Origin of the sequence: Streptomyces sp. ALB3, assembly GCF_044385685.1 — a bacterium.
Taxonomy (GTDB): Bacteria; Actinomycetota; Actinomycetes; order Streptomycetales; family Streptomycetaceae; genus Streptomyces.
In genome coordinates, this window is the sequence record NZ_JBISCE010000031.1 from 47,261 (window position 1) to 61,699 (window position 14,439).

Sequence of the window (14,439 nt, forward strand, 5' to 3'; positions counted from 1 at the left end):
GAGGCGCACCGATGTCGAACCGTCCCCTCGTCCCGGTCCCGGGCCGCCGCTCCGTGCTGCGCGGCTCGCTGATGGCCTCGGCCGCGCTCACCGTGCCCGCAACGGTCACCGCCGCACCCGCGTTGGCGCTGTCGGGCAGGCCGAGTGCGTCGTGGGGCGTCCAGGTCGGTGACGTCACGGCGTCGTCCGCCCTGGTGTGGGTACGTTCGGACCGGCCGGCCCGGATGGTGGTGGAGACTTCCGCGACCGGTTCCTTCCGCCGTGCCCGCACATGGCACGGTCCGCTGATCGGCGCCCGTACGGACTTCACCGGTACGACCCCGCTCCACGGTCTGCCTGCCGGCGAACAGGTGCACTACCGCGTCACGCTCGAGGACCCGCACGACCCCCGCCGCACCGGCAGGCCGGTGTACGGAACCTTCCGCACGGCTCCGGCTCGCCGCCGCGACGGGGTTCGGTTCCTCTGGTCCGGCGACATCGCGGGGCAGGGCTGGGGAATCAACCCCGACATCGGCGGCTACCGGGTGTACGACGAGATGCGCCGTCTGGACCCGGACTTCTTCCTGTGCAGCGGCGACAACATCTACGCGGACGGGGTGCTCGAACCGAGCGTGACGCTGCCCGACGGACGGACCTGGCGCAACATCACGACCCCGGAGAAGTCGAAGGTCGCCGAGACCCTGGACGAGTACCGCGGCAACTTCCGCTACAACCTGCTCGACGACAATCTGCGGGCGTTCAACGCCCAGGTGCCGTCCGTCATCCAGTGGGACGACCACGAGGTGCGCAACAACTGGTACCCGGGGCAGATCCTCGACGACGTCCGCTACACCGAGAAGAACGTGGATCTGCTCGCGGCGCGCTCGATGCGAGCGTTCCGCGAGTACTTCCCCGCGTCCAGGCTCCAGGGATCGCCGGCCGAGGGGCGGATGCACCGCGTCGTGCGGCACGGGCCCCTGCTCGACGTGTTCGTGCTGGACATGAGGTCCTTCCGCAACGCCAACTCCCCCGGCCGGCAGCCCGACGACACCACGGGCATCCTGGGCGCGGAGCAGTTGCGCTGGCTCAAGCGCGAGCTGTCGCAGTCACGGGCGCTGTGGAAGGTGATCGCCGCCGACATGCCACTGGGGCTGGTGGTCCCGGACGGTGCCACGGACTTCGAGGCGATCGCGCAGGGTGACCCGGGTGCGCCGCTGGGGCGGGAGCTGCAGATCGCGGACCTGCTGCGTCACATCAAACACCGGCGCGTCACCGGCACCGTCTGGCTGACGGCCGATGTGCACTACACCTCGGCTCAGCACTACCTTCCCGAGCGCGCCGCCTTCAAGGACTTCGCGCCGTTCTGGGAGTTCGTCTCCGGTCCGCTGGCCGCGGGGGGATTCCCCGCGAACGCGCTGGACGGGACGTTCGGACCGGAGCGGGTCTTCGTGCGGGCACCGGACCGGGCGAACGTGTCCCCCATGGAGTCGCCGCAGTTCTTCGGAGAGGTCGACATCGACGGCGGCAGCGGGGAAATGACCGTGCGGCTCCGGGCGCAGGGCGGCACCGTCCTGTTCAGCAAGGTCCTGCAGCCGGGGCGCACCGGTCAGTGACGGTGAGGGGCCGCGTGCTGGCCGTCGGCCGCCGTGCGGTTCCGCCGGCCTGTGGCCGCGGTCCCGGCTCACGGCCACCGCGCGGCCGGGGCGCCCCGAAGTGCCGTGCCCGGCCGGGTCCCGTCAGGACACGCCACCCGGGCGCCGGGCCCGCGCCGGGGTCCACGAGGGCAGCCCGGGCTCTGTGAGGGCGTGAAAGGTGCTGAAGACGACCAGATCCACACGTAACCCATCAGTCACAATGCGTTCGCGATCAGGCAACACCGTTCCGTCACAGTGAAGGCATGACTGATGTGACATCCGCGAAGAGTGCCCGCCGCCCCCACCACTGGCGGCGGGACCTGATCGAACTGGCCGCGCTCTTCACGGCGGTCGCCGTGGCCGATGCGATCGCCAACCTGATCGGGCACCAGCCCGACGGCCCCTTCCTGCTCATCGCCTCGGCCGTGGCACTGATCGCCACGGCGGCGTTCCACACCTGGTGGGCGCGGCGTCACAGCCACGCACCGCCCCCGGACTCCGATACCGGCGCCGGTCCGGAGCTTCCCTCCCCCGGTGCCGAAGAGAGTGCCGAAACGGTGCTCTGGCGGATGCGTACGACCGTGCGGGACGCCCCCGGAACCCTGGCCGCCCTCTGCATCGCCCTGGCCCGGCACCGCGTCGACATCCTGACCCTGCAGACCCACCCGCTGGCCGAGGGCACCGTCGACGAGTTCCTGCTGCGCGCGCCGGCGACGCTGTCGGCCCAGCAGCTCACCCGGGAGATCTCGGCCGCCGGAGGATCCTCCACCTGGATCGAGCGCGCGGACGCGCACGACCTGGTGGACACACCTACCCGGGTTCTCGGCCTCGCCACCCGCACGGCGCTGGACGCTGCCGAGCTGCCGCTGGCTCTGCGCCAGCTCCTGGGCCGGTGCACCATCCACTCGCTGCCCGCACTGTCGGTCAGCGGGCGCCCCACCGGTGAGAGCGCACCGGTGGAAGGCGTCCTGGAGGGCACCGTGATGCGGCTGCGCGACCCCTCGGGCGGCGTCATCACCGTCGAGCGCCCCTATCTCCCTTTCACCCCGACCGAGTTCGCCCGTGCCCGGGCCCTGGTCGAGCTCGACGCACGGCTCGGCCCGCGTGTACCGCGCAGCGAGGACGTCCTCACCCTGCCCGAGGGCAACGAGATCACCGTGCGCCGGGCGGACCGCGCCGACCTGGACGCGGCCCTCGCCATGCACGGACGCTGCTCCGACGACACGCTCTGCCTGCGCTACCACGGCCCGGTCCGTGACGCCGACCGCTACCTGGACCACCTGCTGAGCCCGCGCTTCGGCCGCACGCTCGCCGTGCAGACCGCCTCCGGCCGGCTGGTCGCCCTCGGCCATCTGCTCTGGGACGGGGACGAGACCGAAGTGGCCCTCCTCGTCGAGGACGACTGGCAGCGCCGCGGCATCGGTTCCGAACTCCTCGGGCGGCTGGTGGCTCTGGCCGTTGAGGCGGGCTGCGAAAGCGTCTACGCGGTGACGCAGGCCCGCAACACGGGCATGGTGGCCGCCATGCGGGCGCTCTCGCTGCCCCTCGACTACCAGATCGAGGAAGGCACCCTGGTGATCACCGCGCGGCTGGCCGCGGTTCGCGACCAGCGGCCCGAGCGGCCGGCGCCGGGACCGGGGACCCGGCAGGCAGGGCCGTCGACGTCCCGGCCGCTTCCCCGGAGCGGGCAGGCGGAACAGCACCTCCGTCACTGAGCGCCTGACACAGGTCCGCCCAGAGGTCCTCGACGTCCTCCAGACCGACCGACATGCGCAGCAGACGGTCACTGACTCCCGCGGCCCTCCGGTCTCCTTCGTCCACGATGCGGTGGCTGATGGAGGCCGGATGCTGGATGAGTGTGTCCACGCTGCCGAGGCTCACCGCCGGTGTGATCAGCCGGACTCCCGCGATGATGCGGTGGGGGTCACCGAACACCTCGAAGGACACCATCGCACCGCCCACCTCCGGGTAGTGCACCCGGGCCACCCGGGGGTCGGCCGACAGCCTGCGTGCCAGCTCCGCCGCTGAGGCCGAAGCGGCCCGGACCCGTACCGGCAGGGTGGACAGCCCGCGCAGCAGCAGATAGCCGGCCATCGGATGCAGTACACCGCCGGTGGCGAACCGCACCTGCCGCAGGGTCGCGGCGAACTCCTCGTCGCAGGCGACGACGCCGCCCATCACGTCGCCGTGGCCGCCCAGGTACTTGGTGGCGCTGTGCAGCACGATCCGGGCCCCCAGTTCGAGGGGCCGCTGCAGCACGGGCGTGGCGAAGGTGTTGTCCACGAGGAGCGGCACGGAGCCGCACGAGTGCGCCACGGCCCGGATGTCGATCTCGGCCAGCGTCGGGTTGGCGGGCGTCTCCACCATCACCAGGCCGGTGTCCGGGCGGATCGCCTCGGCTATGCCCGCCGAATCCGTCCAGGTGACCTCCGTGCCCAGCAGTCCGGTGCCGAGGAGGTGGTCACTGCAGCCGTACAGCGGACGCACCGCGACCACGTGGCGCAGCCCCAGGCTCGCACGGGCGAGCAGGACCGCGGTGAGCGCCGCCATCCCGCTGGCGAACGCGACCGCGCTGCCGGCGCCTTCCAGCCGGGCCAGCGCCGTCTCGAAGCGGGCGTTCGTCGGGTTGTCCAGCCGCGCGTACACGGGCGGTCCGTCAGGCCTGGCTCCGGTGGTGGCGAAGGCGTCGATGCGCTCGGCCTCGGCCCTGGAGTCGTACGAGGGGTAGGTGGTGGACAGGTCGATCGGCGCGGCGTGCAGACCGAGGGAGGCGAGGTCGTCGCGTCCGGCGTGCACGGCTTCGGTGGCGAGCGCCCTGGACCGGAAGGATGGCTGGGGTGTCAGCGAGGAGGCTTCGGTGTCCATGTCACCAGCCTGAACAGCGACCGGCCAAAGGTGCCTCTGCTCCGTGTTACGTTCGCCAGATGTCTGATTCCGTCGATCTGGATCCGGTCGATCTGCACATTCTGCGTCTCCTGCAGAACGATGCGCGGACGACGTACCGCGAGCTCGCCACCGAGGTCGGCGTGGCCCCGTCCACGTGCCTGGACCGCGTGGCACGGCTGCGCCGGTCCGGAGTGATCCTCGGGCACCGGCTGCGGCTCGACCCGGCACGGCTCGGCCGCGGCCTGGAGGCACTGCTGCTGGTCCAGGTCCGCCCGCATCGCAGGGAGCTCATCGGCCCGTTCGTCGAACGGATCAGAGCGCTGCCGGAGTCCCGGGCGTTCTTCCACCTCACCGGCCCCGACGACTACCTCGTGCACGTGGCGGTCGCCGACCCGACGGACCTGCAGCGCCTCGTGCTGGACGAGTTCACCTCGCGCCGCGAGGTGGCGCGGGTGGAGACCCGGCTGATCTTCCAGCAGTGGGAGTGCGGCCCGCTGATGCCGCCCGCGTCGGCCACGCGGACCGCGGGCGCTCCGGAGGCGCGTCCCGGTTCCTCCCCGTCGTAGCGGATCTTCTCCCGGCCGAAGTCCGGTTCCCCCGTGACGGGGAGGCCCTCGGCGTACGAGGATGTCCGTATGTCAGACACATCGAGCAGCGCACTGCCGCGCCAGGTCGCCGACGCCTACGTCGACGCGTACATCGAACTCGACCCGATCACCGGTACCTATCTCGGTGTCGCGGAAAGCTCCCGCCGGCTGCCCGATTTCTCGCCCGCCGGCCAGGAGGCCATGGCCGGACTCATGCGCAGCACGCTGGTGCGACTCGACGCCGCGGAGCGGGTGCCGGGTGCGGAGTCCGATGAGGAGAGGCGTTGCGCCCGGCTGTTGAGGGAACGCCTGACGGCCGAACTCGCGGTCCACGAGGCGGAGGAGGGGCTCCGGGCCGTCTCCAACATCCATTCCCCGGCGCACAGCCTCCGCGACGTGTTCTCGGCGACGCCGACGGCGACGGACGAGGACTGGGCCGCGGTCGTGGACCGCTTGCGGGCGGTACCGGACGCTCTGGAGGGATACCGCGCCTCGCTCGCCCTCGGTCTGGAGCGCAAGCTGTACGGCGGCCCGCGGCCGACCGCGACGTTCATCGGTCAGCTGGGGGCCTGGGCGGGCGAGGACGGGCCCGGGTTCTTCCAGGAGTTCGTGGCCGGGGGGCCCGGATCACTGCGCGCGGAGCTGGACGCCGCCGCCGGGCAGGCCGCCGGGGCCCTGGTCGCGCTGCGCGACTGGATGAGGGAGGTGTACGCCCCCGCGGTCGAGGGAGCTCCCGACACCGTCGGTCGCGAGCGCTACGCCCGCTGGGCCCGCCAGGTCAACGGCACGGACCTGGATCTGGACGAGGCGTACGCGTACGGCTGGTCCGAATACCACCGCCTGCTGGGCGAGATGAAGGCAGAGGCGGAGAAGATCCTTCCGGGTGCCGGTCCGTGGGAGGCGCTCGCCCACCTCGACGTCCACGGCAAGCACATCGAAGGCGTGGACGAGGTCAGGGTCTGGCTGCAGAGCCTGATGGACGAGGCCATCGAGGCACTCGACGGCACCCACTTCGAACTGGCCGAGCGTGTGCGGAAGGTGGAGTCGCGGATCGCTCCCCCGGGGGGCGCCGCCGCTCCGTACTACACCGGACCGTCGGAGGACTTCTCGCGTCCCGGCCGCACCTGGCTCCCCACCATGGGCGAGACCCGCTTCCCCGTCTACGACCTGGTGTCCACCTGGTACCACGAGGGCGTGCCGGGCCACCACCTGCAGATCGCTCAGTGGACGCACGTCGCCGACAGCCTGTCGCGTTACCAGGCGTCGGTCGGCCAGGTCAGCGCCAACGCGGAGGGCTGGGCGCTGTACGCCGAGCGTCTCATGGACGAACTGGGGTTCCTGCCCGACGCGGAGCGCCGTCTCGGCTATCTGGACGCGCAGATGATGCGTGCGTGCCGGGTGATCGTCGACATCGGTATGCACCTGGAGCTGGAGATCCCGGCGGACTCACCGTTCCGTCCCGGTGAGCGGTGGACGCCCGCTCTGGCCGAGGAGTTCTTCGGCAGCCACAGCGGCCGGCCCGCCGACTTCGTCGAGAGCGAGCTGACCCGCTACCTGTCGATGCCGGGACAGGCCATCGGCTACAAGCTGGGCGAGCGCGCGTGGCTGCTGGGCCGGGAGAACGCCCGGAAGGCACACGGCGACGCGTTCGACCTCAAGGCCTGGCACATGGCGGCCCTGTCGCAGGGCTCACTCGGCCTGGACGACCTGGTGGACGAGCTGTCCAAACTCTGATCGCCGGCGGTGTCGGGGCCCGGTACGCCACCTCCGGGCCCCGGCCCGCTCCCCTACGACGGTTCGAAGGCCGATGCCCCCATGACCACGCCCGGCTTCCTGTTCTGCAGCGACCCGCTGCGTCCGCGGCTCCCCGATCCCCAGTTCGCCCAGGAGGCGGCCGCGGCCCGGCGCACCGGTGCGCCGGGCGCCCTGGTCGATCACGACGCGCTGCTCGCCGGGGACGCGGAGAGCGCCGTGGGCCGGGTGCGGCGGGACTCGGGGCCGTACTGGTACCGGGGCTGGATGATGCCGTCCGACCGCTACACGGAGCTCGAACGCGCCCTCGTCGCCCGCGGCTGCTCCCTGCTCACCGACGCGTCCGCGTACCGCACGGCCCACGAACTGCCCGGCTGGTACGGGACGTTCGACGGGCTCACCCCGCCCAGCGTCTGGCACGCCCTCTCCCCGGAAGATCCCCCGCCGCCTCCCGCCACCTGGGCGGTCCTCGCCGGGGCTCTCGGCTCCGGCCCCGGAATCGTCAAGGACTACGTGAAGTCGCGGAAGCACGAATGGCACGAGGCGTGCTTCGTGCCGGAACTGGGGGACACGGACCGGCTCGCCGCGGTCGTCGGCCGGTTCCTCGGACTGCAGGCGGACTTCCTGGCCGGGGGCGTGGTGCTGCGCGCGTACGAGCCCTTCGTGCCGGGCGGGGAGGCGCGGGTGTGGTGGGTGGACGGTGAGGCCGTGCGGGTGACGGCCCATCCGGACACGCCCGGCTCGCTGCCGGATCCCGGCCTCGACGCCGTCGGTGAGGCCGTGCGCGCGCTCGGCTGCCGATGGGTGACCACCGACATGGCGCTGCGGGAGGACGGGGTGTGGCGGGTCGTGGAGGTCGGCGACGGCCAGGTCAGCGGACTGCCCTCCGGCGACGACGGCGGAAACCTGTTCGGCGCGCTGCTGCGGCCGTGACCGCCCCGCCCCATGCGCATCGGCGCCGGGCCTGCCGGGTGCGCGTCCCCCTGCGCACGGCCGCCGGGCCCGGCCCGCGGCGGGGCGGTCCGCAGGACGTGGGCCGGTTCAGCAGCCGCAGTCGTCGGCGTCCGCCGGCGCGGTGAGAGGATCGGCGGTGCGCCGCCGGGGCCCCTCCCAGGTCTCGAAGGTGAATCCCTCGCGCACCCAGTACTCGAATCCGCCGAGCATCTCCTTGACCTGGTAGCCGAGTTCGGCGAGCGCCAGAGCGGCCCTGGCCCCGCCGTCGCAGCCCGGTCCCCAGCAGTACGTGACCACGGGAACGGCCGGGTCGAGGAGTCCGGGGGCCTGCTCCGGGATGAGGGCGGTCGGCAGGTGCACCGCGCCGGGGACGTGCCCCTGGTCCCAGGAAGCGGTGGACCGGGAGTCCAGTACGACGAACCCGGGGTCGCCGTCCGCCTGCAGGGCGGCGGCCACGTCGGACACGTCCGTGTGGTGGGCGAGCGACGCGCCGAAGTAGGCGGCGGCTGCCGCCGGGGAGGCGGGCGGCACCCGGAGGACGTTGTTGCCGACGGGGATGGTGTGTGAGGTCATGGTCAGAAATCTACGGCTGCCCTCCCACCGTCGGAAGCGGTGATCCACGGCACATCGCTTGATCGGCAGGGGATTGCCCTGTTGGCTGTGGCCATGACCGAGTATTCCCCGGACGCCACGGACTGGCGCATCCTCGACGTCCTGCAGCGCGACGGACGCGTGACGTTCGCCGAGCTGGCCCGCGCCGTGGCGATGTCCCCGAGCGCCGTCACGGAGCGGGTACGCCGTCTCGAGGAGACGGGGGTGATCAGCGGCTACGCCGCGGTGGTCGACCCGGAACGGCTGGGCCTCCCGATCCTCGCCCTGGTGCGGCTGCGCTATCCGAACGGCAACTACAAGCCCTTCCACGACCTGACGGACAGCACCCCCGAGATCGTGGAGGCCCACCACGTGACCGGGGACGACTGCTTCGTGCTGAAGGTGACCGCCCGGTCGATGCGTCATCTGGAGGAGGTCACGGGCAGGATCGGCACCCTGGGCTCCGTGACCACCAGCGTCGTGTACTCCTCGCCGCTCCCCCGCAGGGCGATCAGCCGCTGAGCGTGCCGGCCCGGTGGACCACCGCCGATCCGTGCCGTTCCTTCACCACCTCCAGCTGGGCGGGGATGCGACGGCGCAGGTCGGCCACGTGGCTGACGATGCCGACGCTGCGGTCGCGTTCACGCAGGGAGTCCAGCACGTCGAGCACCTCGTCCAGCGTCTGGTCGTCCAGGCTGCCGAAGCCCTCGTCGATGAAGAGCGTGTCCAGACGTACGCCGCCCGCCTCGTCCGTCACCACGTCCGCGAGGCCGAGAGCCAGGGCGAGTGAGGCGAAGAACGTCTCCCCTCCGGACAGGGTGGCCGTATCGCGTTGCCGGCCCGTCCAGGAGTCGACGACGTGCAGGCCGAGCCCCGCACGACGGCCCCCGCTGCGTTCGTCGGAGTGCACCAGCGTGTAGCGGCCCGAGGACATGCGCTGGAGACGGGCCGTCGCCGCGGCGGCCACCTGTTCGAGACGGGCGGCCAGCACGTACGCCTCGAGCCGCATCTTGCGCTCGTTGTCCGCGGAGGTGCCCGCGGCCAGCCCCGCGAGACGGGCCACCCTCTCGTACTCCCGGCGCATCGGCCCCAGGGCGCGCACCGCGTCCTCGGCGAGGCGGGAGAGACGGCCGAGCTCCGCACTGCGCTCCTGCGCGGCGGCGTGCGCGGCGGCACGCTCGCGCAGCGTCTTCGCGGACAGCTCGTACGCCGCCTGCGCCGCGTCCGGCGCGGCGGGCGGATGGCCGGCGGCCTCCCGCGCGTCCTCCTCGGCAAGCCGGTCGGCCACGGTGGCGGCCTCCGTCTGCCAGGCGTCGATCCGGTGCTGCAGTTCCCGCTGCGCGAGGTCGTCGAGGAGCTTCGCTGCGGCGGCCTGCGGAGTGTCGAAACCGGCCCGGTAGGCGGCGTCGGCAACCCTGCCGTCGGCCTCCTTGAGCCGTTCGGCGGCGCCCTGCTCGGCGCGGAGCGCTTCGGCGGCCTCGGCCAGCAGGCCGGCCCGGCGCTCCAGCAGCCCGGCGTGCTCGGCGACGGACGCGCAGGCCCCCCGGGCCTTCACCAGCTCGGACTCCAGCGCTGCCTGCTCACGGTCGAGCGCTTCCCTCTGCGAGGTGCGGGCAGCCGCACGCCGCTCCGCCTGCTGACGGTCGTCGAGCCGTCCCAGGTGCTCACGCTCGGCGGCGGCGAGGGCTTCCCTGGCCGCGTGCGCTCCCGCGGCCAGACGGTGCGCGTCCGCGTGTTCCCGGGCCAGACGGTCGACGACACCCTGCAGCGCGGCCACGGACGAAGGCACCGGGTCCGGTGCTCCGGCGGTGCCGGTTCCGGTTTCCGGGCCCGCCGCCTCGGCCCGCGCCGCCGCGAGGCGTTCGCGCAGGACCGCCAGCTCGCCCTCCGCCCGCGCCCTCTCCCGGTCGGCCCGCTGGTGGGCGGCGAGCGCCGCCTCCTCGGTGGCCCGGTCCACATGGCCGGCCTCCTCGCGGGCCGGCTCCGGGTGCTCGGCCGAGCCGCACACCGTACAGGCCACGCCGTCGACGAGCTGACCGGCCAGTTCCGCCGCGATGCCGCGCAGCCGCTGCTCCCGCAGCGCCAGCCACCTCTCGTGCGCGTCCGCCGCGTACTCACGGGCCCGGGTCAGGGCTGCCGCCGCCTCCTCCTCCTGCTCGCCGAGGGCGTCACGCCGGCGTGCCGCCTTCAGCCTCCTGCGCGCCGGGTCGAGCCGGCCGGCCAGCTGTTCCGCGAGGGCCGCGGCCTCCTGGGCCGTCTCGACGCGTTTCCCGAGGGCTTGGCGGGTGGCGTCCCAGCCGGCCAGCCATTGCGCCGCCTCCTGGATCAGTTCGTCGTCGGAGCGTGACTGCCTTTCCAGGCCGGCCCGTTCCGTCTCGATCTCCCGGCTTCGCCGTTCGGCGCGGCGGGCGGCGTCCAGTGCGCCCAGCTCCGCCCGGGTTCCGCGTTCCCTGGCGGCCAGTTCGTCGAGGCCCGCTCCGGCCAGCTCCGGCGGCAGCGCGGCGCGGGTCCGTTCGCGTGCCCCGACGGCCGCGCGGTGGGCCCGCTCGGCCTCCTCACGCAGACCGAGCGCGGGGGCCACCAGGTCCGCCTTACGCGCGCGCACCAGTTGTTCGTGGCAGCGGTCGCGTTCCGCGCGCCGCTCCTCCAGCCCCGCGGCACGGCGCCGGGTCTCCGCGTACCGCTGCTGGAGCCGGGCGCGTTCGCGTGCGGCCTCCAGTGCGTCGCGTGCCTCGGCGTTGCGGCCTTCGGCCGAGGCCAGGGCGCGGCGGGCGATGTCGAGGCGTTCCCGGGCGCCGCAGCGCATGACCGCGGCCCACTCCAGGACCTCCTCCGCGAGGCCTGGCTCACCGGGCCGCTCCCGGGGCGACGGCGCCTCCTCGACGACGGGCCCGGCCGCCTGCGTGACGCGGTGGGCCAGCGCGAGGATTTGCTCGTCCCCCGCTCTGACCCGGGCTTCGGCGGCACGGCGCAGTTCGGCCAGGCGCTCCTCGACGGCCGCGAAACGGCGGGTGTCGAAGAGCCGGCCGAGCAGCTTGCCGCGTGCCTCCGCGTCGGCGCGCAGGAACCGCGCGAAATCGCCCTGCGGCAGCAGCACCACCTGACAGAACTGGTCGCGGCTCATCCCGATGAGCCCGCCGATCTCCTCGCCGATCTCCTGATGCGAGCGGCTGAGAGCCTTCCAGCCGTGCTCGGGGTCGTACTCGCGCAGCCAGCTCTGGGCCTTCTCGGTCGTGAAGCCGCCGCCCCTCTTCTTGGGCCGGGGCTGGGCGGGGCGCCTGGTGACTTCCAGGCGGCGTCCCCCGACGGTCAGCTCCAGGCACACCTCGGTCGGCACGTCCGCCGACGCGTGGTCACTGCGCAGCGAGGTGCCGGGGCTCTGCCGTGCGCCCGGCACCGCCCCGTAGAGGCCGTAGCAGACCGCGTCGAGCACCGAGGTCTTGCCCGCTCCGGTCGGTCCGTGCAGCAGGAAGATCCCGGCTGACGACAAGGCGTCGAAGTCGACCTCCTGGGTGGCGCCGAAGGGACCGAAGGCCGTCAGGGTGAGCTTGTGCAGTCTCAACGGGACACCTCGTCGACCGCGTCGCCGACCCGTACGTCGTCGAAGGCGGCGCGCAGTACCGTCCGTTCCTGCGCGGTGGGTCCGCTCCCGCCGCGTACGTGGGCCACGAAGTCCTCCGCCACCTGCTGGTCGTCACGCCCCTTCAGCCGCTGGGCGTACGACGCGAGCGGGTCCTCGGGGGCCCGCTCGGGGTCGAACACCAGGCTGAGAGTGTGGGGGAAGCGCTCGGTCAGGCGTGCCATCGGCTCCTCCGGCCGCGCCGGATCGGTGAGTGTGGCCTCGACCCAGGATTCCCGGTGCCGTTCGAGGGACGGGTCTTCGAGGAGGGTGCCGAGGGAGCCGCGGAGTCGTGCCAGCGGGCGCGGCTGAGGGCAGTCGACACGTTCGGCGACGAGATCTCCACCCGCGCCCAGGTCGATCAGCCACATCGTCTTGCGGTGCGCGTGCTCGGAGAAGGAGTAGGCGAGCGGCGACCCCGAGTAGCGCACGCGTTCCGTGACCGTCTGGCACCCGTGCAGGTGTCCCAGTGCCACGTAGTCGACGCCGTCGAAGACTCCGGCGGGAACAGCCGCGACACCGCCGACCGTGATGTCGCGTTCGCTGTCGCTGGGTTCCCCGCCCGCCACGAAGGCATGGGCGAGCACCACGGACCGGGTACCGTCCGCCCGGGAGGCGAGATCGGCCCGCACCCGGTCCATGGCCGCCGTGAGTACGGCTTCGTGGCCCGCCTTCGACGCGCCCAGGCTGTCCTTGACGAGGGCCGGTTCCAGGTACGGCAGCCCGTAGAACGCGACGTCGCCCTGCGCGTCGCGCAGGACGACCGGTGTGGAGCACGCGGCGGGATCGGTGCGCAGATGGATCCCTGCCCGTGCGATCAGCCCGGCACCGACACCGAGCCTGCGGGCGGAGTCGTGGTTCCCGGAGATCATGACGGCCGGCACTCCGGCGGCGGCGAGCCGGTGCAGCGCGTCGTCGAAGAGCTGGACGGCCGACAGGGGTGGCACGGCCCGGTCGTAGACGTCTCCCGCCACGACGACCACGTCCACCGAGTGTTCCCGCACCGTCCCCACGAGGTGATCGAGATAGGCGGCCTGGGCGTCCAGCATGGAGACGCGGTGGAACGACCGCCCCAGGTGCCAGTCCGAGGTGTGCAGGATCCTCACGACATCACTCCGACGGCTTCGACCCGCATGTTCCACTTCCTCGTCCCCGGCACCGGACCCTCTCCGGCACCCCGCCTGCCGGGGATCTCCGCGGCAGGCCTGGCCACGCTAGCGCCACGCGGTCCCGGAACCCTCATCCGGCTCAGGCCTCCCCGTACGCCTCGCCACCCAGTTCGAGCGTCGCGGAACCTGCCGTGGCGTCGGCCAGCCAGGCCCTGAAGCCGTCGACGTCGGCGTCCGGCAGCCCGACGGCGATGGTCACCGCCTCCGCGTACGTGACCTCGTGGACGGCCAGGCCGGTGGCCCGCAGGTCGTTCTCCAGCCTTCCCGCCCGCTGGTGGTCCACGGTGACGGTGGCGAGGCGGAACCGGCGGCGGGTGATCGTCCCCAGCGCGTCGAGCGCCTCACCGACCGCTCCTCCGTACGCACGGATCAGGCCTCCCGCGCCGAGCTTGACCCCGCCGAAGTAACGGGTGACGACGGCGACGGCGTACCGCACGTCCCGGCGCATGAGCATCTGCAGCATGGGGACGCCCGCCGTCCCGCCCGGTTCCCCGTCGTCACCGGCCTTCTGCACGGACGCGTCGGCCCCGATGACGTAGGCGAAGCAGTTGTGGTTGGCGGTGGGGTGCTCCCTGCGGACGCGCGCGACGAACTCCTGCGCCTCCTGCTCGGTGGCGGCGGGGGCGAGGGCACAGAGGAAACGCGATCGGCTGACCTCGGTCTCGTGCACGCCCGCGCGGGCGACTGTCCGGTACTGCTCCTGCATCGGTCCACCCTATGCGCCGGTACGCCCGGCACTTTCACCCTCCCGTGCGGGAATGGTCCCGCGTGACCGTCCGTTGTCCGGGCATGTACGCAGACGATGAGACGGTGCGAAGGATCCTCAAGGACACGGGTGACACCTGGGCGGTGGTCGGCCTGTCCGGCAACCGCTCCCGCGCGGCCTACGGGGTGGCGGAGGTGCTCAGGCGCTTCGGCAAGAGGGTGGTGCCCGTCCACCCCAAGGCGGAGCCCGTCCACGGCGAACAGGGATTCGCCTCGCTGGCGGACATACCCTTCCCCGTCGACGTGGTGGACGTGTTCGTCAACAGCGACCTGGCGGGCGGTGTCGCCGACGAGGCGGTGGCGGTCGGTGCCAAGGCGGTCTGGTTCCAGCTCGGCGTGATCGACGAGGCGGCGTACGAGCGCACGCGCGGGGCAGGCCTCGCCATGGTGATGGACCGCTGCCCGGCGATCGAGATACCCCGCCTGGACGCTCGCCGCTGAGCCGCGCCCGCCGGCCGCGGCCGGCCCGTGACAGTCACCGCGCGGTGATCCGGACTCGTGCC

The 14,439-nt window shown here is 72.9% G+C and carries 11 protein-coding genes and 1 pseudogene; 7 read left to right on the top strand and 5 right to left on the bottom strand.

Going from position 1 to position 14,439, the window contains the following annotated elements:
* Positions 1 to 11: 11 nt before the first annotated feature.
* Positions 12 to 1,592 (top strand): alkaline phosphatase D family protein, encoded by a 1,581-nt coding sequence (locus tag ACHFIV_RS18990; protein ID WP_398970194.1) that lies wholly within the window; start codon positions 12 to 14, stop codon positions 1,590 to 1,592.
* A gap of 293 nt (positions 1,593 to 1,885) precedes the next feature.
* Positions 1,886 to 3,244: pseudogene (locus ACHFIV_RS18995) on the top strand (GNAT family N-acetyltransferase); the annotation flags it as partial.
* Here ACHFIV_RS18995 and ACHFIV_RS19000 read toward each other — a convergent pair.
* Complete coding sequence (locus tag ACHFIV_RS19000; RefSeq protein WP_398970196.1) at positions 3,192 to 4,478, bottom strand: trans-sulfuration enzyme family protein; 1,287 nt, start codon at positions 4,476 to 4,478, stop codon at positions 3,192 to 3,194. The pseudogene ACHFIV_RS18995 and the gene ACHFIV_RS19000 overlap by 53 nt on opposite strands.
* 59 nt (positions 4,479 to 4,537) lie before the next feature.
* On the opposite strand from ACHFIV_RS19000, the gene ACHFIV_RS19005 reads away from it, so the two are divergent.
* The 3 genes from ACHFIV_RS19005 (at position 4,538) to ACHFIV_RS19015 (ending at position 7,771) form a co-directional block, all read left to right on the top strand.
* Complete coding sequence (locus ACHFIV_RS19005) at positions 4,538 to 5,065, top strand: Lrp/AsnC family transcriptional regulator (RefSeq protein WP_398970198.1); 528 nt, start codon at positions 4,538 to 4,540, stop codon at positions 5,063 to 5,065.
* 69 nt (positions 5,066 to 5,134) lie between these two features.
* Positions 5,135 to 6,820, top strand: a complete 1,686-nt coding sequence (locus ACHFIV_RS19010) for a DUF885 domain-containing protein (protein WP_398970201.1) — start codon at positions 5,135 to 5,137, stop codon at positions 6,818 to 6,820.
* A gap of 81 nt (positions 6,821 to 6,901) precedes the next feature.
* A complete protein-coding gene (locus ACHFIV_RS19015; protein ID WP_398970203.1) occupies positions 6,902 to 7,771 on the top strand; it encodes an ATP-grasp domain-containing protein in 870 nt (289 codons plus the stop codon).
* A gap of 108 nt (positions 7,772 to 7,879) precedes the next feature.
* On the opposite strand, the gene ACHFIV_RS19020 is transcribed toward ACHFIV_RS19015, so the two are convergent.
* Positions 7,880 to 8,365: a rhodanese-like domain-containing protein gene (locus ACHFIV_RS19020; RefSeq protein WP_398970205.1), complete on the bottom strand. Its 486-nt coding sequence runs from the start codon at positions 8,363 to 8,365 to the stop codon at positions 7,880 to 7,882.
* Between the two features lie 93 nt (positions 8,366 to 8,458).
* Here ACHFIV_RS19020 and ACHFIV_RS19025 point away from each other — a divergent pair, with 93 nt between their 5' ends.
* Entirely contained in the window at positions 8,459 to 8,905 is a 447-nt protein-coding gene (locus ACHFIV_RS19025) for an Lrp/AsnC family transcriptional regulator (protein WP_398970207.1), read from the top strand.
* Here the strand turns inward: ACHFIV_RS19025 and ACHFIV_RS19030 are convergent.
* The 3 genes from ACHFIV_RS19030 to ACHFIV_RS19040 all read right to left on the bottom strand — a co-directional run bounded on the left by ACHFIV_RS19030 (position 8,895) and on the right by ACHFIV_RS19040 (position 13,877).
* A complete protein-coding gene (locus tag ACHFIV_RS19030) occupies positions 8,895 to 11,945 on the bottom strand; it encodes an AAA family ATPase (protein ID WP_398970209.1) in 3,051 nt (1,016 codons plus the stop codon). The two genes, ACHFIV_RS19025 and ACHFIV_RS19030, sit on opposite strands and share 11 nt — an antisense overlap.
* On the bottom strand, positions 11,942 to 13,108 hold the full coding sequence (locus tag ACHFIV_RS19035) for an exonuclease SbcCD subunit D (RefSeq protein ID WP_398970211.1): 1,167 nt from the start codon (positions 13,106 to 13,108) through the stop codon (positions 11,942 to 11,944). The genes ACHFIV_RS19030 and ACHFIV_RS19035 overlap by 4 nt, the downstream gene beginning before the upstream one ends.
* Before the next feature lie 142 nt (positions 13,109 to 13,250).
* Entirely contained in the window at positions 13,251 to 13,877 is a 627-nt protein-coding gene (locus tag ACHFIV_RS19040) for a YigZ family protein (RefSeq protein ID WP_398970214.1), read from the bottom strand.
* 83 nt (positions 13,878 to 13,960) lie between these two features.
* Between ACHFIV_RS19040 and ACHFIV_RS19045 the strand changes: the two genes are divergently transcribed.
* Positions 13,961 to 14,377, top strand: coding sequence for a CoA-binding protein (locus tag ACHFIV_RS19045; protein WP_398970216.1), 417 nt, complete (start codon positions 13,961 to 13,963; stop codon positions 14,375 to 14,377).
* The last annotated feature ends 62 nt before the right edge of the window (positions 14,378 to 14,439 follow it).

Bases quoted from the DNA above. Each gene is read 5' to 3' on its own strand.
- ACHFIV_RS19000 (WP_398970196.1), bottom strand. From the start codon at position 4,478: ATGGACACCGAAGCCTCCTCGCTGACACCCCAGCCATCCTTCCGGTCC.
- ACHFIV_RS19010 (WP_398970201.1), top strand. From the start codon at position 5,135: ATGTCAGACACATCGAGCAGCGCACTGCCGCGCCAGGTCGCCGACGCC.
- ACHFIV_RS19020 (WP_398970205.1), bottom strand. From the start codon at position 8,365: ATGACCTCACACACCATCCCCGTCGGCAACAACGTCCTCCGGGTGCCG.
- ACHFIV_RS19040 (WP_398970214.1), bottom strand. From the start codon at position 13,877: ATGCAGGAGCAGTACCGGACAGTCGCCCGCGCGGGCGTGCACGAGACC.
- ACHFIV_RS19015 (WP_398970203.1), top strand. From the start codon at position 6,902: ATGACCACGCCCGGCTTCCTGTTCTGCAGCGACCCGCTGCGTCCGCGG.
- ACHFIV_RS19045 (WP_398970216.1), top strand. From the start codon at position 13,961: ATGTACGCAGACGATGAGACGGTGCGAAGGATCCTCAAGGACACGGGT.
- ACHFIV_RS19025 (WP_398970207.1), top strand. From the start codon at position 8,459: ATGACCGAGTATTCCCCGGACGCCACGGACTGGCGCATCCTCGACGTC.
- ACHFIV_RS19005 (WP_398970198.1), top strand. From the start codon at position 4,538: ATGTCTGATTCCGTCGATCTGGATCCGGTCGATCTGCACATTCTGCGT.
- ACHFIV_RS18990 (WP_398970194.1), top strand. From the start codon at position 12: ATGTCGAACCGTCCCCTCGTCCCGGTCCCGGGCCGCCGCTCCGTGCTG.